27 protein-coding genes and 3 pseudogenes are annotated in these 24,653 nt (G+C 34.5%); 25 read left to right on the top strand and 5 right to left on the bottom strand.

The features are described from left to right. Positions 1-257: 257 nt before the first annotated feature. Complete coding sequence (locus HUW50_RS23390) at positions 258-437, bottom strand: small acid-soluble spore protein H (RefSeq protein ID WP_066339030.1); 180 nt, start codon at positions 435-437, stop codon at positions 258-260. A 430-nt stretch (positions 438-867) separates the two neighbouring features. On the opposite strand from HUW50_RS23390, the gene HUW50_RS23385 reads away from it, so the two are divergent. The 6 genes from HUW50_RS23385 to HUW50_RS23360 all read left to right on the top strand — a co-directional run bounded on the left by HUW50_RS23385 (position 868) and on the right by HUW50_RS23360 (position 9,247). Then, entirely contained in the window at positions 868-2,145 is a 1,278-nt protein-coding gene (locus HUW50_RS23385; protein ID WP_185654056.1) for an IS110 family RNA-guided transposase, read from the top strand. 1,307 nt (positions 2,146-3,452) lie between these two features. Next, positions 3,453-6,251: a DUF3289 family protein gene (locus tag HUW50_RS23380; protein ID WP_185653397.1), complete on the top strand. Its 2,799-nt coding sequence runs from the start codon at positions 3,453-3,455 to the stop codon at positions 6,249-6,251. Then, complete coding sequence (locus HUW50_RS23375) at positions 6,244-6,765, top strand: hypothetical protein (RefSeq protein WP_066339024.1); 522 nt, start codon at positions 6,244-6,246, stop codon at positions 6,763-6,765. Before HUW50_RS23380 ends, HUW50_RS23375 begins: the two co-directional genes overlap by 8 nt. A 220-nt stretch (positions 6,766-6,985) precedes the next feature. Next, positions 6,986-8,224: a beta-N-acetylhexosaminidase gene (nagZ, locus tag HUW50_RS23370; protein WP_066339021.1), complete on the top strand. Its 1,239-nt coding sequence runs from the start codon at positions 6,986-6,988 to the stop codon at positions 8,222-8,224. A gap of 157 nt (positions 8,225-8,381) precedes the next feature. Then, positions 8,382-8,921, top strand: a complete 540-nt coding sequence (locus HUW50_RS23365) for a GNAT family N-acetyltransferase (protein WP_185653396.1) — start codon at positions 8,382-8,384, stop codon at positions 8,919-8,921. Positions 8,922-8,974: 53 nt separating this feature from the next. Next, positions 8,975-9,247 (top strand): DUF2277 domain-containing protein, encoded by a 273-nt coding sequence (locus HUW50_RS23360; RefSeq protein WP_066339012.1) that lies wholly within the window; start codon positions 8,975-8,977, stop codon positions 9,245-9,247. Between the two features lie 84 nt (positions 9,248-9,331). On the opposite strand, the gene HUW50_RS23355 is transcribed toward HUW50_RS23360, so the two are convergent. Together HUW50_RS23355 and HUW50_RS23350 are read right to left on the bottom strand one after the other, a co-directional pair. After that, the gene (locus tag HUW50_RS23355; protein ID WP_185653395.1) at positions 9,332-9,760 is read right to left on the bottom strand and encodes a CHRD domain-containing protein; all 429 of its coding nucleotides are present in this window, start codon (positions 9,758-9,760) and stop codon (positions 9,332-9,334) included. A gap of 26 nt (positions 9,761-9,786) precedes the next feature. Next, entirely contained in the window at positions 9,787-9,930 is a 144-nt protein-coding gene (locus HUW50_RS23350) for a ribose-5-phosphate isomerase A (protein WP_396652655.1), read from the bottom strand. 182 nt (positions 9,931-10,112) lie between these two features. On the opposite strand from HUW50_RS23350, the pseudogene HUW50_RS27280 reads away from it, so the two are divergent. From HUW50_RS27280 to HUW50_RS23335, 4 genes and pseudogenes are all read left to right on the top strand, one after another. After that, a pseudogene (locus tag HUW50_RS27280) lies at positions 10,113-10,346 on the top strand (epimerase); the annotation flags it as partial. Positions 10,347-10,433: 87 nt separating this feature from the next. Beyond that, positions 10,434-10,697, top strand: coding sequence for an NUDIX domain-containing protein (locus HUW50_RS27275; protein ID WP_311774007.1), 264 nt, complete (start codon positions 10,434-10,436; stop codon positions 10,695-10,697). A gap of 750 nt (positions 10,698-11,447) precedes the next feature. Continuing rightward, positions 11,448-11,780, top strand: a complete 333-nt coding sequence (locus HUW50_RS23340) for a hypothetical protein (protein WP_066339007.1) — start codon at positions 11,448-11,450, stop codon at positions 11,778-11,780. A 149-nt stretch (positions 11,781-11,929) separates the two neighbouring features. After that, positions 11,930-12,400 (top strand): hypothetical protein, encoded by a 471-nt coding sequence (locus tag HUW50_RS23335; protein WP_185653394.1) that lies wholly within the window; start codon positions 11,930-11,932, stop codon positions 12,398-12,400. A 296-nt stretch (positions 12,401-12,696) separates the two neighbouring features. Here the strand turns inward: HUW50_RS23335 and HUW50_RS23330 are convergent, their stop codons facing one another. Then, complete coding sequence (locus tag HUW50_RS23330) at positions 12,697-13,515, bottom strand: carbonic anhydrase (protein WP_066339003.1); 819 nt, start codon at positions 13,513-13,515, stop codon at positions 12,697-12,699. 407 nt (positions 13,516-13,922) lie between these two features. On the opposite strand from HUW50_RS23330, the gene HUW50_RS23325 reads away from it, so the two are divergent. The 11 genes and pseudogenes from HUW50_RS23325 to HUW50_RS27270 all read left to right on the top strand — a co-directional run bounded on the left by HUW50_RS23325 (position 13,923) and on the right by HUW50_RS27270 (position 21,656). Beyond that, positions 13,923-14,588: an HAD family hydrolase gene (locus tag HUW50_RS23325; RefSeq protein ID WP_066338999.1), complete on the top strand. Its 666-nt coding sequence runs from the start codon at positions 13,923-13,925 to the stop codon at positions 14,586-14,588. A gap of 266 nt (positions 14,589-14,854) precedes the next feature. Further along, a complete protein-coding gene (locus tag HUW50_RS23320) occupies positions 14,855-15,676 on the top strand; it encodes a squalene/phytoene synthase family protein (protein WP_066338995.1) in 822 nt (273 codons plus the stop codon). Positions 15,677-16,065: 389 nt separating this feature from the next. Then, complete coding sequence (locus HUW50_RS23315; protein WP_066338991.1) at positions 16,066-16,542, top strand: DUF2975 domain-containing protein; 477 nt, start codon at positions 16,066-16,068, stop codon at positions 16,540-16,542. A 10-nt stretch (positions 16,543-16,552) separates the two neighbouring features. Then, positions 16,553-16,771 (top strand): helix-turn-helix domain-containing protein, encoded by a 219-nt coding sequence (locus tag HUW50_RS23310; protein ID WP_066338987.1) that lies wholly within the window; start codon positions 16,553-16,555, stop codon positions 16,769-16,771. Between the two features lie 27 nt (positions 16,772-16,798). Further along, on the top strand, positions 16,799-17,590 hold the full coding sequence (locus HUW50_RS23305) for a DUF817 domain-containing protein (RefSeq protein WP_185653393.1): 792 nt from the start codon (positions 16,799-16,801) through the stop codon (positions 17,588-17,590). Between the two features lie 135 nt (positions 17,591-17,725). After that, entirely contained in the window at positions 17,726-18,307 is a 582-nt protein-coding gene (locus HUW50_RS23300; RefSeq protein WP_260445588.1) for a hypothetical protein, read from the top strand. 352 nt (positions 18,308-18,659) lie between these two features. Continuing rightward, the gene (locus HUW50_RS23295; RefSeq protein ID WP_083964779.1) at positions 18,660-20,129 is read left to right on the top strand and encodes an FAD-binding oxidoreductase; all 1,470 of its coding nucleotides are present in this window, start codon (positions 18,660-18,662) and stop codon (positions 20,127-20,129) included. 11 nt (positions 20,130-20,140) lie between these two features. Then, on the top strand, positions 20,141-20,662 hold the full coding sequence (locus HUW50_RS23290) for a hypothetical protein (RefSeq protein ID WP_066338985.1): 522 nt from the start codon (positions 20,141-20,143) through the stop codon (positions 20,660-20,662). Positions 20,663-20,779: 117 nt separating this feature from the next. Next, the gene (locus HUW50_RS23285) at positions 20,780-21,184 is read left to right on the top strand and encodes an HIT family protein (RefSeq protein WP_185653392.1); all 405 of its coding nucleotides are present in this window, start codon (positions 20,780-20,782) and stop codon (positions 21,182-21,184) included. Between the two features lie 64 nt (positions 21,185-21,248). Continuing rightward, a pseudogene (locus HUW50_RS27675) lies at positions 21,249-21,521 on the top strand (hypothetical protein); the annotation flags it as partial. Positions 21,522-21,524: 3 nt separating this feature from the next. Next, a complete protein-coding gene (locus HUW50_RS27270) occupies positions 21,525-21,656 on the top strand; it encodes a hypothetical protein (protein ID WP_260445587.1) in 132 nt (43 codons plus the stop codon). A gap of 9 nt (positions 21,657-21,665) precedes the next feature. Here the strand turns inward: HUW50_RS27270 and HUW50_RS27670 are convergent, their stop codons facing one another. Beyond that, a complete protein-coding gene (locus HUW50_RS27670) occupies positions 21,666-21,902 on the bottom strand; it encodes a helix-turn-helix domain-containing protein (RefSeq protein ID WP_083964777.1) in 237 nt (78 codons plus the stop codon). Between the two features lie 99 nt (positions 21,903-22,001). Here HUW50_RS27670 and HUW50_RS23270 point away from each other — a divergent pair, with 99 nt between their 5' ends. From HUW50_RS23270 to HUW50_RS27660, 4 genes and pseudogenes are all read left to right on the top strand, one after another. Continuing rightward, positions 22,002-22,646 (top strand): extracellular solute-binding protein, encoded by a 645-nt coding sequence (locus tag HUW50_RS23270; protein ID WP_083964776.1) that lies wholly within the window; start codon positions 22,002-22,004, stop codon positions 22,644-22,646. 75 nt (positions 22,647-22,721) lie between these two features. Then, on the top strand, positions 22,722-22,886 hold the full coding sequence (locus HUW50_RS23265; RefSeq protein ID WP_157094508.1) for a hypothetical protein: 165 nt from the start codon (positions 22,722-22,724) through the stop codon (positions 22,884-22,886). Positions 22,887-22,925: 39 nt separating this feature from the next. Next, positions 22,926-23,876: pseudogene (locus HUW50_RS27665) on the top strand (beta-L-arabinofuranosidase domain-containing protein); the annotation flags it as partial. After that, positions 23,873-24,577 (top strand): glycoside hydrolase family 127 protein, encoded by a 705-nt coding sequence (locus HUW50_RS27660; protein WP_185653390.1) that lies wholly within the window; start codon positions 23,873-23,875, stop codon positions 24,575-24,577. The pseudogene HUW50_RS27665 and the gene HUW50_RS27660, both read left to right, overlap by 4 nt. Positions 24,578-24,653 lie beyond the last annotated feature (76 nt).

Below are 24,653 nucleotides of genomic sequence, written 5' to 3'. Positions count from 1 at the left end.
TTAGCGGAGGTAGTGTTTACAAAATGATTAATCGTCTTACTCTAGAAAGAAGGAAATCGAAAGGCTGTTACCTAGTTATCACCGTTAAGGCGTTCTTATTGAATTGAACCAGTTTATCGAAAAGAATTTGTGAGAAGGAGATTTTTTTTTGTTAAGAAAAAGGGGATGAATAGTTAAAGCAGATTTCAACTAAATTTAATCAAACATGAAACCACCACCCAAAGGTGGAGGTTTCTTATTGAGAAACACTTGTGAAATTACTGCTCATTTAAGCTTGTTACAGAAACACTTTGTTTATTATTTGGTTCATCAAGGGAATGGATTGTAGCTATTCCATTTTGTTTATCCACATGCTCAATGTAAATACTATCTCCATTATAAGTTACATTAGCCATAATTGGCGAAGAAGCAATTTCTTGTGCTCGTTGTGCGTTCATTGTAGACACCTCCTTTTGATTTTCAATAGTTATAATATTTGTTCAAAATTACTTAGATATACTTTTTGTAATTGAAACTTCTTCCAAGTTCAAGTTAAATCCATTTTAACACTGACGATATAGATGAGGCTTACCATTTCATATAAGTGTAGTTGAACTTATTACAGATATAGAGAATGGCCATTGGTTTAATTTTAAGGCTCTTTTCTAAAAGATTGTTGTTTTTGAACAAAACTGATTAGGGTGATTGGAACGGATATGCGAGACTCCTGTGGGAGTAGCGGGACAGATGAGACCCCGCAGGCGCTTCGCGCTGAGGAGCATTCCTGTTTAATATCCTTAAGGCTTCTTGCAAAACAAAAAGTCCTCTTGTATGATGCTTGAGTATCAACGACTAAATTGACTCATCACCATACAGGAGGACCATATGATGAATAGTAATATGAATACCAAAATTAATCAAGTATCTGAAAAAACACTTGTTATTGGAATAGACATTGCGAAGAAAAAACATTACGCATGCGCTATCGATGATCGTGGACGAATTTTGCAAAAACCGTTTCCGTTCATACAATCCCTTGATGGGTTTGAGCAACTACACAATATGATTCATTCTCTACTAGAATCACATGAAAAGACAGATGTCTTAGTCGGCTTTGAGCCCACAGGGCATTATTGGATGAACTTAGCTGCTTATTTAGTCGAAAATAATATTCAATTTGTCATGGTTAACCCTATGCATGTGAATAGAACGAAGGAATTAGATGATAACCTTCAAACTAAGAATGATCAAAAGGACGCTCGCGTTATCGCTTCTTTAATCCGCGATGGCCGGTTCAACTATACACGAATTTTAGAAGGGACAGAAGCCGAACTTCGTAATGGGGCGAGTTTTCGGACTAAAATGCAGGAAGACATCGTATCACTTAAGAATCGAATGATTCGGTGGACAGATCTTTATTTCCCTGAGTTCCATCATGTATTCAAAAGCTTCGGTAAAAACGCATGCGCTGTTCTCGAGGTGACACCTTTGCCAATCGATTTTGATGGGAAAAATGATGAAGAACTTATCTCACTTTACAAAAGGGTTGAAGGAATAAAGTGTCTTTCCGTTTCTAAAATACAAAAGCTAAAATCAATAGCCGGTCAGTCCATTGGTTTAACTGAGGGGCTAGAAATGGCCCGATTTGAAATGGATACATTACTTTCTCAGTACAAAGCTCTTTCAAACCAACTGGAGGTCTTATCATCAAGGTTAAATGACCTCGCTCAACAATTGACAGACTATGAGTATATTTTATCTATTCCTGGTTTAGGCGAAAATACTGTTGTTGAACTACTCTCTGAGATAGGTTCTCTTAGGCAATATCAGCACCCACGCCAATTAATTAAATTAGCGGGGCTCACGCTTAGAGAAAACTCTTCTGGCCAACACAAAGGTCAAAAGAAAATTTCCAAAAGAGGTAGGAGGAAGTTACGGGCTATATTATTTAGAGTCATCCTCCCTATAATTCAACACAACATAGCGTTTAAATCTTTGTACCATTACTATACGACTCGTACTGTCAATCCATTAAAGAAGAAAGAAGCCATGGTTGTTTTATGCGGGAAATTACTAAAAATTCTACACGCTTTGTGTACAAAACGAGTGCACTTTAATGTAAATCATATGTTAACAGATCTCCATTGCCTCAAAGAGGCAGCCTAAGCAACTTCCTAGTTTGTAATCTAGACAATAGGATGACACGGAGAAGTTGGCACGAAATGAGCCATTAGACTAAGAGTCCCTCGAGGAGCATAGCCAGCCTCTGCCTTATGAATAGACCGAACGAAGGAATGTACGCGTTAGACGCCAAGAGACATGGGAGGGTACGTCATCATAAGATTCGCAGAGATCCGAAGTGCATCATATAAGCACTTAGAGTTAATCATTTCCAATTAACTCTAGCGAAGCGTAACCTCAGAATAACAATATTTTGAACTTTTGGAAATTGATGATAATCTGTAGTGAAAATCAGTAAGTGAAAATTTTTTTTCTGTCTATTAAAACAGTTTTAAGCGTTGATATACCAACATTTCTAGAGGGAGGCTCATCGCCCGCCCCACGGAAAGCGAGCATCCTCTCGCTGCAATCAACCAACCCAATACTATTTTAAAAGCAACAAAGTTTGCGAAAACAGCCAATTTTAAAGATCCAGATGGGGAACATGTTGATGATTTGTAAATGTTAAGAGAGATTCAAAAAAACTATGTATTCAACAACGGGACATGATAGTCAAAGAGTGTTATAGATATGATATATGAAAGCCGGCCTTCCTTAGGATACAGGAATCCGGCTTTTTAGCTTTAAATATAATGCTTAACGTACAATTTTCCCAAAATGACTGTATATATAGGTTCAATCTCTAAATAAAGATCAATTGATTCATAAGTATGATAAAAATAATTAAATTATCAGGAGGTTTTTACCTTACATCCCAGAGATTTACATAATAAACTAAAATTTGGTTCAAGAAATTTTAGTTTAGGGAGGAAAGGAGAAAAAATGAATTTATCCCCCAAGGAACTATAAGAAATAACTGTTACCGTTTATTTTATGCTTTTCAATGTTTTTGCATTTTCGCCACAGTCTAAGGACCAAAAAGCATCATCCCCTGACACGTTTCATATAAACGGTTGGGGAGCGAAACGGAATCCATTCATTGGTTTACAGACCGAAAATATATTGGTCAAAGATTTATTTATGTTCGGTAAATTTAAAAAGACAAGACACTAAAAAATTAGGTGTCTTTCTGATTTAAAAATTTTTAGAAAATTCAGTATTCGTATTGTTTGTAATATATTCCTATTTTGTACTTTTGGTAGGTACCCACTAGTTGCTATTAGAAAAATAACACTTGTCAAAGGGGTTGATTTAATGACATTAGCTCAAGGATTTTGACAATATTTCTTTGGGTGGGAACCACGATATCGTAGATAGGTTATATTAATATTTTTATAGAGGAGATTATCACGATGAAAAATAAAGTAAAAAGTATGTTGAGTTTTTTATTGATCTTTGCAATGATTTTCGGCGGATCTGGGCAAGCGGTGGTTGCAAAGGGAAATAACGAGGCTAATCAAGGAAAACAGAAGAATTCTAGTGAGCAAAATGTAAAACAGTGGTTAAGTGAATATGAATTCTATGAGGACACCAGAATTGCAAAAATCTATGATCAGATTGCAATAAATGAATTAAAGCGTTTCGTGACAGTCATAAAAGAAACTAATGCTAAGTTTGATTCTAAACTGATAGCGGAAATTGATGAAACCGGAGACTTTAAACAAAAAGATATGAATGAATTTGATGTACTTCAACAATTGATTAACCAATATGAACAAGCTGTTCAAGAGGAGTACATACAAGAGGTGGTACTTAAAAGTGATCAGCTCTTGAAAATCAAACATACGTTAACCATATGTCTATGGGGGTATGTAACAAAAAACGATTTTAATGAAGCAACTGAGGTATTACTTGCAGATATACTCTTTAATTTTTATTTATCGGATAAAATTGTCAATAAAAATGCTATCGGCATCTTAAAGGATATCTCCGATCAAGCAGATCACAAAGGAAATAAACTAAAAGCTCATTTGAATAACGCTGTGAAAATGTCTGAAAAAGCTAATGAGTTTCTAGAAAAAGATCTAGCTATCCCTGCATCAAAATCCTATCAAAATGCATATAAACAAGTGTTATTCGGACTTGAAAAAGCAGGCTATTTATTTAACACAGAATTCTTTGAATCTACCTCTGACACGGATGGTGACACTATAACAGATGGAATAGAATTCCTAGAGGGAATAAATCCATTTAAAAAGGATACTGATGGTGATGGATTGCAGGACAATATTGAATATGAGGTTATATCATTTATTTCCCCGACAAAATATGATTCAGATCGTAATGGCATAAGTGATGCAGATGAAGATATCGATGAAGACGACCTGAGTAATAAAGACGAGCAAGCTTATCAAACAAATTTGATTAAGGAAGATTCAGACCAAGATGGTTTAACTGACGGATTTGAAGTACATCAGTTCGATTCATTACCTAATAAGTATGATACAGATAACGATGGGTTAAGTGATGGAGATGAATATGCTTTAAAGACAAATCCGAATGCTGCAGACAGCAACAATGACGAAATCGAGGATTCACAAGAACTCTATAAACAATCGATTAGTAAATCATTGATTCAGCCTGATAAATCAGAAATTAAAAGCGTAGAAGTTGGGTTTAGTGCAAAGGATAACATTAATAAAACGACTAGAATTAACAGCACAAACAACGTAAATATTAAAACAACTAATTTACACGGTATTATTGGTTCTCCTGTAAGCATCAATACGCAATCAGAATTTGAGAAAGCAAGCATTAAGTTTACTTATGATGAAGCGAAGCTAGGAGACACGTTGGAAGATGATCTAGCCATCGTTTGGTACAATGAAGACGAGGAAATGTTTGAAAGCCTTAACGCTGTGTTAAATCCAAGTAAAAATACAATAAGTGTGGAAACTACTCACTTTGGTGAATATCTGGTTGTTGATAAGACAAAATGGTTGGAGCTTTGGAGTAGGGAAATAGACTACTCAAGTACGGATGGTGTAAATGAAACGCTGTTTCAAAATATTGCAACGAAAACAGGTGAAGAGAACGATCAAGCTGCAAGCAGCGATAAGTTGAATGACATTGTCTCTAGCGATGATTCAGGTGATGGAGGGATAGATACAAAAGATTCAGATGGTGATGGCTTATACGACATCTATGAAATTGAAGGAATGAAAACACCATACGGTATAATTTACGCAGATCCTACCAAGAAAGATAGTGATGGAGATGGATTAACCGATGGGCAAGAAATGGGTCCATTCAAAACATTCACGATAGAAATTTTTGGAATTACTATTCATTTTGAAGGTTTCTTTCCAACTAGTTATCCTGACCAAAAAGATAGTGATGGAGATGGAATTTTTGATAATGAGGATTCGAGACCGTTGTACTCTGATTTATCCAATTTAATAATTCATCAATCAGATAGACCAGAAGGCCATGATGAAAATGGAAATGTAGCGAATGATATGAAAACAAATGATTATACTGGAGATGAAATGACTGACATTAGCTGGATGTTCAATTTCCAATTACTTGAATCTTATTTCCCAGGTATTCTCTTTGATGAGTTCGAGACAATGTCAACAAGCATATTTTCTACGGGAGATATGGAAGATGTTGTTTTAGATATGATTGATCATTTTGAGGATGGAACTGCAACAGAGTATAGCAATCAGACTTTAACTAAAAAAGCGAGTGAGCATGAGACAACAAAAGACTATGTTGAATTTGTCAAAAATGCCTTAGTTGATGAGCTAAAGAAAAATGGAGGTAATTTGGGAGCACTTCAGTTTGATAAAAGTACAAAGGAAACTAATGAATTTTATAATTTTATACAGAGAAATGCTAGTTACCCGACGTTTAGCACTTGGAGTGATAGAATAGGAGGACTTACAATTACAGTAAATGATACTTGGGGGAATACAGTATCCGTAAAAGATTTTTCAGTAGAGAACAATCACTTCAAAGGTGTCATGCATGTTCGTTTATATGATCATTTTGGGTTAGATCAGCCAGATGTTGAGAAGATGTATGTCAATTTAGCAGGATTCCGTTCCTGGTTTGTCTTACAGCATTATAATGAATATGATGGGGAATATAAGCCCTTTGTTACTGTAATGGAAATGGATATACCATTCGAGGGGGAATTGAGTGAATAAAGGTAATTTAAAAATTATAGTTTTAATGATTGGTATATTCTTAATTTCATTAAACTTAATTGGATGTAAAAAGAATGAGGAGTCAAGTGGGGAAACAAAGATTTTCGAAATTGACAATACAGAAGAGATCTTTGGTAAAAAGGATGATGAAGTGGTGACTGTTAAAAAGCACTATATGATTCTAAATCCACCGAAAGATTTAATACAATTGAAAGAATTAATTGAAAAATACAGTAAGGATCATCCAGTTGAAGAAGAAATGAAAGTAATAGAAGGCAAAAACAGGATTTTTGATATGTCCTTATATAGGGAAAGTGAGGATTTGCCAAGAGACTGGCAGCCTGATGAAAGTTACATGAATACAGATCGGCTAGAACATCATAAGAATGATCTAATTGCATATATAATTTGGTCAGATGCTGAACCACAAAAAGAATTCAATGTTTATGATAAAAATAAGGAAGGAAACGTAATTAAGAGGATGCGTTTTATTGAGGATCAGCTTGTTGAGTGATACACTATCCATACCCTAAAAAAAAAGAAATGGAAATTGTTAGAAACTACAACAGGAACACTACATGACTGGGGATCACTATGAATATTTTCCATAGTGGCCCCACATTACTTGAATCGTTTCCATACCCTATTAAAACTTTAATATTCCATAATACCATTTAATATAATTTTTTCTTTGTTTCGTTAAAGGATGCTTTCCTGGAATAAGAGAGGTAATTATGAATAATATGAAAAAATGGTACCGGTTACTTTTTATTTTCACTTTTATTATGATACTAGTTCTAATCGGATGTAAGCAAGCTTCCAAACATTACATGGAAGAAAATAATTCTGAAGAATCTCCGCCTGATGCAGTAACGGATCCGATAAAAGAAATAATGGATTCTATGTCGATAGAGGAAAAAATTGGCCAAATGCTTATGTTTGGATTAGAAGATACTCAGGTCAATGATGAAACTAGAAAATTAATAGAAGATTATCATGTTGGAGGCGTCATATTATTTAAGAAAAATATTTTAGGTGCTCAACAATTATTGGATCTGAATAATAAAATAAAAGAAATAAATTCCGGCACACACGATACTCCGATCCTTATTTCTGTAGATGAAGAAGGAGGCTTAGTATCAAGAATGCCACCTGAAATCATGAACCTACCGGACAGTAAAGATATAGGAGATGCAAATAATGCAGCACTTGCCTACCGGGTCGGGGAAGCCATTGGTGAAAGGGTAAGTTCCTTTGGCTTTAATATGACGATGGCACCTGTTCTGGATATTAACAGCAATCCAGACAACCCAGTAATTGGAAAAAGGGCTTTTGGAGATAATAAGGAAATTGTTTCAAAGATGGGAATCGAAGAAATGAAGGGCATCCAATCCAAAAATATCATTCCGGTCGTAAAGCATTTTCCGGGTCATGGGGATACAGATGTGGATTCCCATTTAGGTTTACCGATTGTGAATCATGGTACAGAAAGGCTCCGACAATTGGAATTGGTGCCGTTTCAACATGCTTTTAATCAACAAGCAGATATGACGATGGTCGCACATATATTGTTGCCTGAAATTGACCGCGACTATCCTTCCTCTTTATCCAAAAATGTGATCACGGACATCTTAAGAGAAGAATTGAACTTTGATGGGGTAGTGATCACAGACGACATGACAATGGGGGCTATTCTGGAAAATTATGATATTGGAGAAGCTTCTGTAAGAGCCGTTCAATCAGGAAACGACATTGTCTTGGTATCCCACGGCTATGAAAATAAAATGAAAGCTGTCAGCAGTTTGACTAACGCAGTAAAAGACGGGACTATAAGCAAAAAGAGAATAGATGAAAGCGTTGAAAGAATTTTACACTTAAAAAAGAAATATAACTTATCAGATAGTCTGTTGGATAATATCGATATAAATAAGATTAATCAATCATCGGAAGAAATCATTGGGGCTCTTCGATAATTATCCTGAAAGTGCAGAACTTGACAAAATGAATCTTAAAGTTTATTACATTTTTATCTAAATCATACAAGCTATCCAGTTATTCCATTAAAGGGCGTAATTCTGTAAGAGTGGTTTTTTCTTAGTAAAATTGTAATTGCACATTGGAGGTGTAATAATGAAAATAAGATTAGTTAATAAAGAAGAATATAGTGTTATTGAAGACTTTGTATATGAGATATTCAAAAATACCGATTATTCGGACGGAGTAGCTGAAAAAGCTTTAGTAAGAGAGATCCGAGAAAAACACTATTACATTCCCCAGCTTGATTTAGTTGTTGAGGAAGAAGGTGCGATTATAGGACACTTTATCCTTTCAAAACTTCCAATTAGTAATAAGTATGAAAATGAGATATTGATGCTATCACCAGTTTCAGTAGCAATAAATCATCAACGTCAGGGTGTTGGTAAGTATATGTTGCAGGAAGGAATTAAATTAGCTGCTAAAATGGGATATAAGGGAATAATTGTTGAAGGAGATTATCGTTACTATCAACGCTTTGGATTTAGAATATCAACTGAATTTGGAATATATGCCTCCAAGAAAAATCTTCCACCTTCTGAGGAGAATTTGATGGCTATGGAGTTGTGTGAAAATGGTATGGCAAATATTTCAGGAGAAGTAGATTATTCGATTTATGATACCTTGAGACATTAACAGGAAGTACGAATGTTGACTGTACCCCATAATGAAAACAAAAGGAGTAACTTATGTGCCGAAACATTAGAACATTATTTAATTTCGACCCACCAGCTACCGATGAAGAGATTCATGCAGCATCTCTTCAGTACGTCAGAAAGATAACGGGCTATAACAAGCCCTCAAAGGCGAACGAGGAGGCTTTTAATCGTGCAGTCAATGAGATAGCAATGGTTTCTAGGAATCTATTGAACACGCTGGAAACCATTGCCGAGCCTCGTAATCGCGAGGTCGAAGCTGAGCGTGCTCGCATCAGAGCAACTAAAAGGTTTGGAACGAATTAGTGAGGACTAAAGAATAGAATAGCGTTTGAAAAAGTAAAGAGCGCCAAGTTTGACGCTCTTTTTTACTGATTAATAGTGTGAGAATTAAAGTGGTACAATTTGACCTCTAATCTCCCCTGCGGGATTTTGTTCAGTATGAGCATTTACATACGTTAGCTCCTGTTCCATAAAATTTATTAAATCTTCTACAGAATCTATTCCGACCTCATTTGGTACAATGTCATCATCAGTGATAGTGCCAGTAACTATTCCTCTCTGAGTCGTGATACCATTTTGTTCCTCAAGGGTTTCGAGGTTGGCCCCAAATAGGAAAACTACGACGGGGCCATTTACTCCACGTTTACCAAAGTGGATGTGCGCCTGAATAAAATTTTTAATATTTCTAACTTCAAGGGAAAACTTTAATTTAGTTCTTGTTTTATTTGCCACAAATTTTGCAATACCAAAAGCATCAGTTTCAACCGGAGGGACTTCGTTATCTCCTTTCAATCTAGCGCTAAAGAATTTTAGCATGTTATCATCTTCCTTCTGTGTAATTACTACAGTTTATGTATGGTTATATTGGTCTGTATAGTTTTAAGCCTAATATTGGAGTGAGTATGTTGCCATGCAAAAGAGACTACTTCAATCGATAAACGAAACTTACCTAATGTATCTACTAATTTAGTATCATCTGCAACGATTATAAGTCGTTTTGAGGCTAAAGCAACTAATTTTTCACGTAGTAGCGCTCCTCCACACTTAGTACAACGGATTTATCCGACTGGCTTGAAAAACTTAAAGCAACATTCGATGATTTGGAGTTGGAATTTAAAGGAGGAGAGTCTAGTAAAGAAGCTAAGAACCGAATAGTAAACGTTGTAAATCAGTTAACGTGGCTGAGGAGTGGGAACGTTCATTTTTTTTATTTCATCCTCCTAATACTAGGCAAGTTGCCTTGAGAATTGCAATTGTATTAGGTACAGGTGGTGGAGTTATGATTCCTTACAAAAACTTAGTTAGGTTAGGACTGGAAGGAGTTCAGGGTTCGGGTAACCAAATGTTTAGTTGGATTCATATAGAGGATTTATTTAATATTGTCCTTTTTCTAAAAGATAGATCCTGAAGGCTTTTAGAAATTAAACTGTTTGACTATTGGAGATTTCTTTTATAGGGGCTATAATTAATTGACAATTTAGATAAAGAGGTGCCTATTTATATAAGGTTTAAATACACAGTTTGCTTTGTGAAAAAAAATAGAATACTAATGCTTAATCGGGAAAAAGCTCCCATTATGGGCGTTTGGAACGGAGTAGGCGGTAAAGTAGAGAAATATGAATCATCTGATAAAGGTGCATTACGTGAAGTATTTGGGGAAACAGGCATAAAATTAGAAGACTTTTTTTCTAAAGGTACTATAACCTGGGAAACTACCAATGGTGAACTTGATGGAATATATGTTTATTTGTAGGAAGTTGATGACGATTTTACATATGACACACCCCTAAAGACACGTGAAGGTATTCTAGAATGTAAGTCTATTGATTGGATACTCAATCCTCATAATCTTGGAATCGCGGAAATGGTTGCTCAATACTTACCAGTTCTATTGAGGAAAGAAGGAAGCCATTTATTCAAATACAAAGATGGTCATACATTTATTTCTTAAATAATTTCTATTCAAGGATTGGTGAATTTTCTTGAATATAACTGCAACAGTATTTATTGGAGCGTTCTTCCGTTATCGGCGCGAGTCTTGAAGATCTAATTTTACATTATTTATAACTAAAATGAACGCTTATCCAATTATTTATAATAGTGAACGGGTTTTAAAATAGAGGGAGGAAACTCCCTATTATTCTCATACTCTAACCTCGTGTAAAATATCTATTAACACAACTAAATCGAGTAGTTAAAACGTCTTAAATCCTTGACAGTAATGGGATTGAGGCGATTTTTTGTTAAGATAGGAACTATAGATAAGTGTTATTAACACGTCTTTAGGGATGAAACACTAGATTCTAGCCAAATCTCTTTCTTAAGCAAACGGGCCAGATTGTAGCATAACAAATAAGGAAATTATGTTAAAATTAGGAAGAGGATGTGAAGTTAACTTCTTATACTATAGAATTAATGAGTTAAATAAATTCAAGACTGTATTTTGGGGGAAATGTTTTTTAACTGTATATAAAAGGTTTAAATTTTTATTTAAGGAGATTTTATGAAAAAAATTAAATTGTGCACTTTAATTTTAATTTTGACAATGACTTTATTTGGATGTAATTCAGCATCTTTAAAGGGATTACTTTCAGAAAAGGAGGACCAGTATTCGCTTTATGTTATTGGAGATGAATTGGATGGTTCAGAATTTGAAGAAAGAGATATAAATAATGTGTATTCTATTTTGAACGCATCTTCTTTAGAAGTTGCACAAAAAAATTACCCGTCTTTAAAAATTGAAACATCACCCGAATATATAGTATTTGATCATAAAGAATTAAAGTATAGAACTAGTCATTTTGAAGAACTAGTTAAGTTTTTGGAATACAATTAGCAGCAACCGATCTACAACAAAACGAAGCGCGAATGTGTAATAACGTTCGTATCTTTTTTATGTAAAGGGATAAATAATTGAATAAAATGGATAGTCTAAGGAATTTCGGGAAAGGTATAACAAGATAAATTTAAAAGGAGACTTCATATATGGTAAAACTCGTCTTATGGGCTTTCTTTTTATTACCATGGCTTTCCTTATTCTTTTTAAAAAATTCGGCTATTCGTAGGTATATGCCTGTTGCTTTATTTGCAACGGTGATAAACACAATAATTTATCAAATTGCTTGGACGTATGATTGGTGGAAGTACAAGGAGACTCTTTTTTCGTGGGATAAAGTAGTACAAATACATACTGTTTATGGAGTTTTTTTGGTAGGGACTATTTGGATATTTTATTTCACATTTCGTAAATTTTGGCTTTATGTTATTGTTAATCTGATTGTAGATTGTATCTATTCATTTGGTTTCAGGGCTTTATGGAAAAAACTCAAAATTACAACTGCTACGGGAAACTTATCGCCTCTTGAAGGGATTTTAATAATGACAATAATTGCTATAACCCTTTACATTTATCAAATGTGGCAAGAAGGACTGAATGGTGGAAAAAATAAAATTTAAAAAAATAGAGTTCTTATTCACAAAAGGGGCTAGAGTTCAATAAATGCGAGCCAGCTTCAACAGACTTTGATCTTCAACAATCTAAGCGCGATTGCGGAATAAGGTTGAAAATGATCAAACATTTTTATAAAACGAAACTTAAAACTGCTAGATGAGAAACCATTTTGATCAATCTCTTTTTCAAAATGGATTCTCTTATTTACCCTAAAATATGAGTTTGTGAGGTATTTTCCTTCGAAACAAGATAATGACCACTTATTTTTATTTAGGTGGTCATCAATACATGAAATCATCATTTATTTAGTTTCATATAATTCACGCTCATTTATAGATTGAACAGGACGATGGTTGTCGGGGAAGATTTGCTGGAATGCCTGAATTTGTTCTTTAGACATTTCAATCGGATGCTCAAATATGACCCATTTCACCTCTTCTGTACAAGGAGGAGTTGTTAGCGATCCATTATAATGAAAAGACGTTTGTTCTTGAGGAAGTATACCCTGTAAATCAATCGGTTCTTTTACGGAAATATCTTCTCCTGTTTGTTCCTTGGGTAATACATCCCAAATAGATGCAAGTTTTTCATTTTTTTCCCCTTCTTTTATCATCACTCCAAGGACGGCAATTCTTCCATTCTCGTCTTTATGTACAAGGTGTAGCTCCATATCAAAATTCTGACCATTAAATTGATGTTCACTCGGAGTATGGAAATGAAATTGAGCGAGCTTGTACTTATTTCCTTCAACTAATATACTGTTGCTTTCTGTTGTGGCATTAGCCTGCACGGTATGACCGTTGTTTACAAGTGTAAAAGGTGTTGGCTCATATTGAATCTGAATGTTTTCTATTTTTTCATCGGTTATTACCTGTGAGAATTCAATATTAATTGGAGATTGTTCACTTCCGTTGACACATGCTGAGTTCGCTTGGTCCAATTCTCCCCAGTGTTCAGATCCTGTTTCCCCTTCATAGGACCAATGAACAGTCTGTATACTGTGAGTTTCTTCTCCTTCACTTTCATTTGAAACAGGTGTTTCTTTAGTTTTTACCGAGCAAGAGCCTAATGAAAAGCATAAAGAAACAGCTAAAAACGGATATATGAATTTCTTCTTCATTTTTTTAAAAACTCCTTTTCTAATTTTTTAGTATTCGTATAAAATAAAATACCAAAAATAAGATAAAGACAAGACATTATTATCCAGATAGCGCTTACAATATGTAATTGAGGAAAACAGACTAACGGTATACGAGTAAAAAGAACCAGTATGATAAAATTTGTCATACTTACTTGTTTTCATTTAAGATAATAGGAGAAAAAAGTTGAGTTCATTGGAGACTGTGTAAATTTAAAGAGTACATCTGTTTTATTGGTGAATTTTCCACAATCTGGATCGATTGCTGAATAATGGAAACCACTTTTCTTATTCGGCTAACGGTGTAGTTTTGTTGAAGAAGAGTTTGGTATGTTTTGAAATTTTTATGATAAAATTAGGGAGGTATTAGATAAAGATAGGAGGTTAATATGGACAAATACAAAAAAATCTTATTTGATTTAGACGGAACACTTTCAGACCCCAAAGTTGGTATAACTAAATCGGTTCAGTATGCATTACAGAAAATGGACATTATTGAGCCGGATATTGATAAACTTGAGTGTTTTATTGGTCCGCCACTACAAGTTTCATTTGCTGATTATTACGATTTTAATGAGGTAAATACAAAAAAAGCGATTGATTTTTATAGGGAAAGGTTTAAGGAAAAGGGGATGTTTGAGAATGAGTTATATACAGATATTCCATTATTATTAAAATCGTTAAAAGAACAACAATTTACTTTAGTGGTTGCAACTTCAAAGCCTACTGTATTTTCTGAGCAAATTCTAAAGTATTTCAATATTGATCAGTATTTTGACCTTGTTGTTGGAAGTAATCTTGATGGAACAAGAACATCAAAAACTGAAATTATTCAATACATACTAGATAAGTATAATGACTATAAACTAGAAGACTATATTATGATCGGTGACAGGAAGCACGATATTATTGGTGCAAATAATACTGGTATTGACTCTATTGGAGTAACTTATGGATATGGTTCATTTGATGAACTAAGTCATTTTAACCCTACTTATATTGTCAAAAGTCTTAACCAATTAAAGGATATTTTGTTGGGAAGTCAAATCAAATAAATAACATTTTGTTCTTGAGCTAACGGGCTCTATAGTTCAATAAGCGTAGGCCGGATAAGTTGCATTATTAATCGTCCTACAATCGGGCATAAAAATTGAACTACGATAGACAGTTACAGCTGTCCATTTTTTCTTAGTCATCATCAGTAAATGGCAAGGGCGTAAACTTTGTGTTAGAACTTTATTATTAAATATTTGATATAGTGGGGATAATACAATTAAAATTAAAGAGATTAGCATATTAACAAAAAAGGGGATAATACCAGATGAGTGAAGCAATCAATTTACATAGAAGTGCGATAGACATGTTAATGGCGACAAGTCGGACCTTCTTTATTCCTATCAGTCAACTACCTTCTGGATTACAAGAAGCAGTTTCATCCGCCTACTTATGTATGAGAGCTATTGACGAGATTGAAGACCACCCCCAACTACAAATGGAAGCCAAACATAATCTATTACGTTCAATAAGCCTGCTTTTAAAAAAGCCCTACAATAATGAGGAGTTAATGACTTTATTACAGCCATACAACTCCCTCCTACCAGAGGTTACCTTACGATTTGGTGAATGGATAAAACTTTGTCCACCGGCTATTGTAGAGAACATTTCGAATGCCACATCTACGATGGCGAAGGGAATGGCGGACTGGGTTTTAAAAGAGTGGCGGATTGAGAATGAAGAAGATTTGAATGAATATACATACTATGTTGCAGGTTTGGTAGGAGTTATGCTCTCAGATATTTGGAAGTGGTACGATGATGTTGAAACGGACAAGGATCTAGCCATTGCTTTTGGTCGAGGATTGCAGTCTATCAATATTCTACGCAATCGTACTGAAGATTTAGAACGAGGTGTAGATTTCTTTCCCGATGGATGGGAGTTAGAAGATATGTATATGTTCGCACGACGTAACCTAGCATTGGCTGACGTCTATTTGAAGGATATTAAACCAGGCCCGATTTATAATTTTTGTAAAATCCCAGTAGCTCTTGCTCATGGTACACTTGATGCTTTAACAGATGGGAAGGAAAAAATGAGTAGAGCTACCGTAACTGAAATAGTTAGTCGAGTAGTAGATAGAAAGTAGATACCACAATTTGGAAATAAATTTTTATTGTTATCCTTATCAACTAACGGATGAATGGAAGAACGAAAGCAACTTTTTAAATGCAACTTTTGAGCCATATTCTGAGTTAATAATTTAACAATTATGTTTTTAAATTTGAATACTTTTACCTTATTCAACAACCGGGCACAATTCTGCAACAAGAATTGTGCTCTTTTTTCATGCTTATGGCCAGATTGTGTTACAAGTTATAAATTAAATAGTTTAAAGTTTTAAGCATTTCTTTGTAATGGAAATGCTTTTTGTCTAAAAATAACAATAAAAAAACAACAATAAAAAATAAAAGTTTATTGCAAAACGATAAAAATATGTTAAAATCAAATTTATAATAAATAAGTGAGGTGCTTTTTATGAAACATGGTTCAACACTCTTTTTAAAGATAGCTGTTTTTCTTATTGGAACTCCAGTGCTTGCTTTATGTATATATGGGCTGCCGTGGTTAGCTAATAATCCAGCAAATCCAGATTATGCCTATATACTATATCCCATTTTAATAGGTATGTATGTATCAGCGATCCCGTTTTACATTGCATTGTATCAGGCGTTTAAACTTTTAAGCTATATTGACAAGAACCAAGCTTTCTCTGAGTTGTCTGTTAAAGCTCTAAAGAATATCAAATTCTGTGCAATGACAATTAGTGGTTTGTATGTGGTAATTATCCCATTTGTTTATCTCGTAGCAGAGTTAGACGATGCCCCAGGTCTTATAATAATCGGAATGGTCCCTATCTTTGCTTCAATGGTAATCGCAGTATTCGCTGCAGTTCTTCAAAGACTTTTACAAGAAGCGATTGATATAAAATCGGAAAATGACTTAATAGTCTGAGGTGATAACAATGGCAATTATAATCAATATTGATGTGATGCTGGCTAAAAGGAAAATGAGCGTAACAGAACTCTCGGAAAAGGTTGGAATAACAATGGCTAACCTTTCTATATTGAAAAATGGCAAAGCAAAGGCGATTCGATTATCAACTTTAGAGGCGATTTGTAAGGCTTTAGAATGTCAACCAGGAGATATTTTAGAATACAGAAGTGATGAAGACACCTACTAAACAGGACCTATTTTGGAGGGGAAAGTCATGAGAGCACTAAAACAACTCATTCGTTTTGGTTGGGAGCAGGCCCTATCATGTTTGTTTCCTGTCGTTATTTTTGCCTCTTTGGCTATTACACAAATCATGTCACTTCCCGTACTACCACGGTATGACTGGCTGCTCATCATCTGCCTTCTGATGCAGTGGTGGATGGTGCGTTCTGGGCTTGAGACACGAGATGAACTAAAGGTTATTACCTTGTTTCACCTTATTGGACTTGCTCTTGAACTTTTCAAGGTACACATGGGCTCCTGGTCATATCCAGAGGAAGGTATTTTTAAAATTTTTGGAGTGCCTTTGTATAGTGGATTTATGTACGCAAGTGTAGCGAGTTATCTTTGTCAGGCGTGGAGGAGATTAAAGGTTGAACTAATTAAGTGGCCGCCGTTTTTGCTCGTTGTACCTCTTGCAGCTGCGATTTATTTGAATTTTTTCACCCACCATTATTGGATTGACGTCCGCTTTTGGTTATCTGGACTTGTCATGATCGTCTTTTGGCAATCATGGGTCACATACGAGGTTAATGGAAGACGTTACCGTATGCCACTCGCACTTTCTTTTGTGCTCATCGGATTTTTTATATGGATAGCCGAAAATATCGCAACGTTTTTTGGAGCTTGGGAATATCCAAACCAAACCGATGCATGGAGTCTCGTTCATCTAGGAAAGGTGAGTTCATGGCTTTTATTAGTGATTGTTAGTTTTCTCATAGTAGCGACGTTAAAACAGGTTAAGGGAAAAAGTTCCACCAAGATAGATACTAGTCAAGTTTTATAACTGTTATGAACTATCTTTAAAAAAATTCCGATCCTTAGCGTAGTAAGGAATTTAAGTTTTCTAAAGAATTTGATTAGGTCTTTCTTATGTTTTTTTCTTTATATTAATCGTTTAAAAAGATTTAAGGTGAGGATTATGATCAGAGAAAAAAAGATTTATATCCTTTTAACTGATACTGGAACAATTTTAAATAGACTGATTAAATCCTATACTAAAAAACCCTATAATCATGCCTCAATCGCCTTTGATACTGAATTAATTGAGGTATATAGTTTCGGGAGAAAAACAGCGAAAAACCCTTTTATTGGAGGATTCGTTAGAGAAGATATTCATTCCGTCTTATTTAACCAAGCATATTGTGCCATCTTTTCGTTAACCATAACAAATCATGAATATCAAAAGATGTATCAATATATCCAAGAAATAGCAGCCAAGAAGGAACATTATCGCTATAATTTTATAGGATTATTTGGTGTGCTGTTTAAAAAGCCGATAAAAAGAAAGAATGCTTTCTTCTGTTCTCAATTTGTGGCATCTGTCCTAAAGGAAAGTAAGGTCATTGACTATGATAAAGATCTTTCTCTGGTTGAACCAAGTGACTTGCCCCATTCAGAAAATTTTCAATTGATTTTTGAAGGTAGATTAAAAGATTATCAAAATAGTGTCATGTACGAAAGAGTCCATATTCCTTGTCAAATAGTTCCGATTGAAATGTGATTCCGTATTACGACTTTCAGCAATCGGGCGCAATTCTGCAGAAGGAAATGTGCACTTTCTCTATGTTGGGCTGATATGCTGGAATATGTGTGTGCAACCGAATTAATCTTAAAAAGAGCATTGTACTAATTAAGAATGACACGGATTTATTTCTTGATTTTTAGAGGGATCTATAATTTTATGTGGAAGAATTATATCAAATCAACCTCAAGTGTTATTGACACTTTTTCTCTAGGTAATGAAGCAGAATGAGGAAATAATCCTAATTAATGGTAAAATTATAAAGATAGAACATGATGTTCATTAAAAGGGAATTTTCACAAAACAATACAACTTATAAACAGGAGTTAATATGCAAACGATAACGGAATTATCTAAAAAACCATGGTTTCTTGGGAGTCTAGTTTTTGTTATTGTTGTCGTAGTCTTATGGAGCATACCGATTGAGAAAAGAAAATATGGTCTCTCTAAAAGTAATTTAGCAACGGACTATACTGGTCTTCTTCCAGTACATATTGATCGAGTAGTTAAAGCTAAAAATCGCATTGATTTACAAAAGATTGTAATTGAAGCAAACGAAAAAGGTCAGCAAATTTCAGTTGCTGGATTACAGCATTCGCAAGGCGGCCATACTTACTTCAAAGATGGTGTTGTTCTTGATATGCGGACATTCAATGATGTTTTAGAAATTGATGAGCAGAATAAAACTATCCGTGTAGAAGGTGGAGCAACATGGGATGATGTCCAAGAAGCGATAACACCTTATGGTTTAGCCTTAAAAGTGACCCAATCACAGTCGATTTTTTCGATAGGGGGGTCCCTTTCAGTAAACGCTCACGGACGAGATATTCGTTTTGGTCCAATGTCAGGAACGGTAAAGGAAATGACATTATTAACACCTACAGGAGAAATCAAGAAAGTAACCCGAGATAGCTCAGACGAATGGATGAAGTACGTTTTTGGCGGATATGGATTATTCGGTGTGATTTTAGATGTGACATTGGAATTAACGGAAAATGAGGTGTACACCATCCATACAGAAGAACTAAAAACAGAAGAGTATGAATCCTATTTTAATAATTTATTAGATCATAAAAATACAGCCATGCACTATGCAAGGGTAAGTGTTGCTCCAAGTACCTTTTTGGATGAAATGTATGTGATTGACTACAACTATACAGGAAAACAGGATCAAAATTCTCCACTCAAAGAAGAACAAGGTGTGCGTCTAAGTAAGCTAGCACTTGATCTGGGAAGACAAGGTGGATTCTTAGAGAATGTTTTTTGGGAAACTCAAAAACTATATATTGATTCAATCGACGGTAATACGATAAATAGAAATAACGCTATGCGCTCGGAATCCACCTTCATGGAATTTACGAAACCTGGTCGTGTCGAGGTCTTGCAAGAGTTTTTTATTCCAGTTCATTCTTACGAAGAATACATAAATGATGTAAAGCAATTGCTCCGACCAAACGACAAAAATGAAGATTTTAAAGTACATAATATTACGGTGCGATATGCAGCAAAAGACAACCACACAAGTTTGAACTATGCCAAGGAAGAGATGTTGGGTCTAGTTATTTTGATCCAACATGGATTAAAAGAAAACGAGATTGCTAATGCCGAAGCTATTATCCAAGATTGGACCAATTTAACCCTCAATCATGGAGGAACGTATTACCTCCCTTATTATCGTTATCAAACAAAAGAACAATTCATGAGGTCTTATCCTGAATGGAAAAGGTTCCAGGAAGAAAAATTACGAAGAGATCCAAATGAAGTCTTTCGAAATCTATTTTATGACTATTACATCAAGTGAAGGAGCACAACATGAAGAATAAAAGTGAACGGTATATCCCTCTTGTTGTAACAGTTGGACAAGTCGCTATTTTCCCATATTATATCGTTTGGTTAAAAGAAGTTTCTTTGACCTTCACCTTATTTGCATGGTTTTTTGCCGCATTTTCTTTTGCTGCTGCTTGGGGCTATCGTGTCTTTCAGTCGAAAAAGAATAAGAACAATACTTATATCTCTTTTATTTACTCAGGGATGGGATTTGTTTATATTCTCGTAGGCTGTATAAAAAATTCGCTTGAATTTCTTCCCTATGCTGCACTTCTATTACAAATTATCTTAGGATTTTTACAGGGTTACTTTCGGGCATGGCATATAGAGCAGAAGACCTATCGATTACATAATGTTCATCACTATTTAATTGTCGGTGTTACTATGATTGGGTTTTCTTTTGTTAAAATAATTTCTCCTGTTGTCTTTATAACTGTTTTTGGAATCGTGTTGTTTGTTTGTGGCTTTTGGAGTTTTATTCGAAACAAGATAGCTGAAGTTATCTAAGTGGCAGACTACGTGAAATTTATATCTCACCGTGGTTCAGGTACCTTAATTAGAAGTTGTCTCTTTTTTTAACATTCGGGCGCAATTCTTCAATATATGGGCAGAGGGGATAGAAAAATGAAAGATTGTGTATTTTGTCATCCAAATTTTGATTCAAATCAAAACATAATTATTAGCAATGATTATTGTATGTTTTTACAGCTAGAAGAAGCTCAAATAAAAGGTAAGCAACTTGAAGGTTCGGGTTTAATTGTACCAAAGGCACACAGGGAAACAGCATTCGATTTAACAGATGAAGAGTGGAGTGCAACATACACTCTTCTTAAAGAAGTAAAAAGATATTTAGATGAAAAATATAAACCCCAAGGATATAACCTTGGTTGGAATTGTGGCGAAATTGGTGGTCAACATATTTTCCATTCTCACTTTCATGTGATACCAAGATATAACGATGAACCGATGGCTGGTAAGGGGATTCGATATATGTTCAAGAGTACGGAGAATAAAAGAATAGGTAATTAAACTTAACGAGGACGTTACATGATGGTTTGAGGCGCTTTTTTATAATCACACTCACGATAAGGAAAATTATCAGAACTACATAGATCGTGTATTACGTATAGCGAATCCTGGTACATTGAATGTTGGGGATAATGTTTTACATCGTGGACAGGTTGCCGACGCTTATCACAATGATGCGTGTACTTATTCCATAAGACACTTTAATCAGCGAATGGCGAGTGATTCCAAAGTTGGAATCGATCAATTTCCGGTAGGAGATGGGCTATCGATTTGTCGGGTGAAGCGAGAGAAATATATTTTATACCTTATTCACCTAATTTTGACTGAAGGCACTTAAAAAATGACGTTGATAACTGATTTTCTAAAAAAGACGATTTCTAGTTCAAGTTTTGGACTGGAAATCGTCTTTTATGTTGACTTAATTTGGTCTGATATTGATCATTTCATGACAATCATGTCTGCTAAAATTTAAAGCTATCAGTTAACGATAATTATTTCTAAAGTGTGAAGGAGATAATCCAATCTCTTTTGTAAAAGTTTTAGAAAAGAAAGATAAACTATTAAAACCACTCCTAAATGCAATCTCTTCTATGGAATCGTTTTTTGAACTTAATAAAGTTTTTGAGTAATTAATCCGTAGTTTAAGTAAATATTTTTTCGAAGAAACACCATATACTTCTTTCATACAAAGTGAGATATAAGATGGATGAAAATTCATTACGTTGTCTAATTCAACTATTGATACATTTTCATGGAAGTGTTTATTTAACCAAATAGCAGAAGATTCCGCTATTTGAATGACCTTTGCTGAGATTGCCTGCGTTTAACACTAGTAGAGCAAAATGGTTCAACCTTTTTTAAAGAAAATGGAGAACCAAATTTTAATTCAAAGGAAATGAAAGAGGCAGTTCAATTTGAACATGATCTGATTCATAAATATAATATTACTCCTAAAAATGACTATGATACAGTTGGTAATTTTCTAAGAGGAAATGTCGCTATGATTTTTAAAGGACCATGGACCGCACCGACATTTATGGATACAGATTTGGAGTGGGGAATGGCTGAAGTTCCTCAGTTTTTCAATAAAAAACAGGCAGTTACTAGCAAATCCCATCAATTTGTTATTCCTGTAACACTTCAAGAGAGTAAGAAAGAAGGAGTTAAAGCTTTTTTGGAATTCATGAATGAAAATTCTATGGATTGGGCGAATTCAGGACAAGCACCTGCTTCTAAAAAAGTTTATGAAAGTGCGGAATTTCAAAAAAAGCCACAACTTGCTATGGCAAATCAATTTGATAGGGCAGTCTTTACACCTCAAATTGATAGCGTAAGTTTATACAGTCAAATGCTTTATGCCCAAGTTACTGACGTTTTATATAATAGAAAAACAATTGATAAGGCTCTAGTTCGAGCTCAAAAAGATGCAATGGGGATGTATGAAGCAGAAAATGTAGAATGAATTTAATAATACAGGTATATCGATTTGATTAAGAAAAAAGCATACAATAATACGTTTAACCAGGAGGAACTAATAATGAAAGTAGACCATATTTCTGAATTATTACTAAAACCATTGACAACAAATGAAATAAAGCCAAAAGGATGGTTATTACGTCAACTTCAAATTCAGGCAGAAGGACTAAGTGGAAATCTTGATAAATTTTGGCCAGATATTAAAGAAAGTAAATGGATTGGCTGAGATAAAGAGGGATGGGAACGTGTTCCATACTGGTTAGATGGTTTTATACCTTTGGCTTATTTATTAGATGATGAGGATATGAAAAAAAGAGCGAAAAAGTATATAGATGCCATCATAGTAGGACAAGAAGAAGATGGTTGGATTTGCCCATGTTCGAAAGAGGAAAGAGACAGATATGACATGTGGGCCTTATTTTTAATATTAAAAGTCTTAGTTGTCTATTATGAATGTAGTAAGGATGAGAGAGTAGAAGAAGTCATATATAATGCTACGAAGAATTTTGATAGACATATAGATACATTTACTATTTTTAATTGGGCTTCCACAAGATGGTATGAGATGTTAATTCCTATCTATTGGCTATATGAAAAAAGAAAAGAAGACTGGTTAGTAAACTTATCCATTAAAGTGAGAGCTCAAGGTTTTGATTATAAGTATTTATATGAGAATTGGCCTTATGAAAATCCATCATCATTTGGACAATGGAGTCAAATGAGTCATGTTGTAAATCAAGCAATGGCTGTTAAATCTTTAACTTTATTTAGTAGAATTAGCAAGAACGATGAAGATAAAAAATTTTCAGAAATGATGATTCAAAAATTACATGATTTTCACGGAACGGCTACAGGGATCTTTACAGGAGACGAATGTCTTTCTGGTGACAGCCCAATTCAAGGAACGGAACTATGTTCAGTTGCAGAATTTATGTATTCATTAGAGCATCTCATTCAAATAACTGGTGATGTGAAATGGTCAGATCAGCTCGAATATATCGCGTATAATGCATTACCGGCAGCGATTAGTCCTGATATGTGGTCACATCAATATGACCAACTCGTTAATCAGGTTGAATGCAGTAAAATAGAAGAAGGAAAGCAACCATTTAGAACGAACAATGGAGAGGCACATTTATTTGGACTTGAGTCACATTTTGGGTGTTGTACTTCCAATTTCAATCATGGCCAAAGTTTGCATTATCTACATTTATGACAACGGACAAAGGAATTGCTTGCACAGCAATTGCTTCATCAGAAGTGGAAACAGTTCTAAATGACGGAACTGTAAAGATAAGTTTATCTACAGATTATCCTTTTAATAATATATTGAAATTTACTGTTAGTGTAGATAAACCTCTTGACTTTAATTTTGATATTAGGATTCCGGGCTTTTGTTCGAGTGCTAGAGTAAATGGTGAAGAAGCTATCTCTGGGGAGTATTATAACCTATCAAAAACTTGGATTGGTGAAGAAATAATAGAAGTCGTACTGAATTATGAGACTGTATTTATAAATAGACCAGAAGATATGGTAGCGGTGAGAAGAGGTCCACTTTTATATTCCATCGCTATTGAAGAAGAATGGAATATGATTGATTATGGTAAAGATGAAGAGTTACGAGTATACCCTCATTGTGATTATGAAGTATTACCCCATTCACAATGGAATTATGGATATGTTGATAAAAATATAGAATACATGTTTAATGGCATTGGTGATATTCCTTTTAATCCAAAAGAATCGCCAATTGAAGCTAGTGCAAGCGTAGTCGAAATTAATTGGCCAAAAAATAACGGAATTGTTGCAAGAGTGCCAGTAGATCGAAAACCGATCAGCGAAGTGAAAACAGTAAAACTATTACCGTATGGATGTACAAACTTAAGAATGACTGAAATTCCATTTATAGAGATATAACATCGAATATACATTCACTATCAGTTAGCTAATTAATCGTTGATTTAATATAGTTTATTAAAGAATCATTATTTTT

The sequence above is a fragment of the Metabacillus sp. KUDC1714 genome (assembly GCF_014217835.1).
GTDB lineage: Bacteria > Bacillota > Bacilli > Bacillales > Bacillaceae > Metabacillus > Metabacillus rhizosphaerae.
The sequence above is the reverse complement of the archived record's forward strand: the minus strand, read 5'-3'. Positions and strand labels throughout refer to the sequence as shown.

Coding starts and splice junctions, on each gene's coding strand:
- HUW50_RS23390 (WP_066339030.1), bottom strand. CDS start 437: ATGAACGCACAACGAGCACAAGAAATTGCTTCTTCGCCAATTATGGCT.
- HUW50_RS23385 (WP_185654056.1), top strand. CDS start 868: ATGAATAGTAATATGAATACCAAAATTAATCAAGTATCTGAAAAAACA.
- HUW50_RS23380 (WP_185653397.1), top strand. CDS start 3,453: ATGAAAAATAAAGTAAAAAGTATGTTGAGTTTTTTATTGATCTTTGCA.
- nagZ (WP_066339021.1), top strand. CDS start 6,986: ATGAATAATATGAAAAAATGGTACCGGTTACTTTTTATTTTCACTTTT.
- HUW50_RS23365 (WP_185653396.1), top strand. CDS start 8,382: ATGAAAATAAGATTAGTTAATAAAGAAGAATATAGTGTTATTGAAGAC.
- HUW50_RS23360 (WP_066339012.1), top strand. CDS start 8,975: ATGTGCCGAAACATTAGAACATTATTTAATTTCGACCCACCAGCTACC.
- HUW50_RS23355 (WP_185653395.1), bottom strand. CDS start 9,760: ATGCTAAAATTCTTTAGCGCTAGATTGAAAGGAGATAACGAAGTCCCT.
- HUW50_RS23340 (WP_066339007.1), top strand. CDS start 11,448: ATGAAAAAAATTAAATTGTGCACTTTAATTTTAATTTTGACAATGACT.
- HUW50_RS23335 (WP_185653394.1), top strand. CDS start 11,930: ATGGTAAAACTCGTCTTATGGGCTTTCTTTTTATTACCATGGCTTTCC.
- HUW50_RS23330 (WP_066339003.1), bottom strand. CDS start 13,515: ATGAAGAAGAAATTCATATATCCGTTTTTAGCTGTTTCTTTATGCTTT.
- HUW50_RS23325 (WP_066338999.1), top strand. CDS start 13,923: ATGGACAAATACAAAAAAATCTTATTTGATTTAGACGGAACACTTTCA.
- HUW50_RS23320 (WP_066338995.1), top strand. CDS start 14,855: ATGAGTGAAGCAATCAATTTACATAGAAGTGCGATAGACATGTTAATG.
- HUW50_RS23315 (WP_066338991.1), top strand. CDS start 16,066: ATGAAACATGGTTCAACACTCTTTTTAAAGATAGCTGTTTTTCTTATT.
- HUW50_RS23310 (WP_066338987.1), top strand. CDS start 16,553: ATGGCAATTATAATCAATATTGATGTGATGCTGGCTAAAAGGAAAATG.
- HUW50_RS23305 (WP_185653393.1), top strand. CDS start 16,799: ATGAGAGCACTAAAACAACTCATTCGTTTTGGTTGGGAGCAGGCCCTA.
- HUW50_RS23300 (WP_260445588.1), top strand. CDS start 17,726: ATGATCAGAGAAAAAAAGATTTATATCCTTTTAACTGATACTGGAACA.
- HUW50_RS23295 (WP_083964779.1), top strand. CDS start 18,660: ATGCAAACGATAACGGAATTATCTAAAAAACCATGGTTTCTTGGGAGT.
- HUW50_RS23290 (WP_066338985.1), top strand. CDS start 20,141: ATGAAGAATAAAAGTGAACGGTATATCCCTCTTGTTGTAACAGTTGGA.
- HUW50_RS23285 (WP_185653392.1), top strand. CDS start 20,780: ATGAAAGATTGTGTATTTTGTCATCCAAATTTTGATTCAAATCAAAAC.
- HUW50_RS27270 (WP_260445587.1), top strand. CDS start 21,525: ATGACGTTGATAACTGATTTTCTAAAAAAGACGATTTCTAGTTCAAGT.
- HUW50_RS27670 (WP_083964777.1), bottom strand. CDS start 21,902: ATGAATTTTCATCCATCTTATATCTCACTTTGTATGAAAGAAGTATAT.
- HUW50_RS23265 (WP_157094508.1), top strand. CDS start 22,722: ATGAAAGTAGACCATATTTCTGAATTATTACTAAAACCATTGACAACA.
- HUW50_RS27660 (WP_185653390.1), top strand. CDS start 23,873: ATGACAACGGACAAAGGAATTGCTTGCACAGCAATTGCTTCATCAGAA.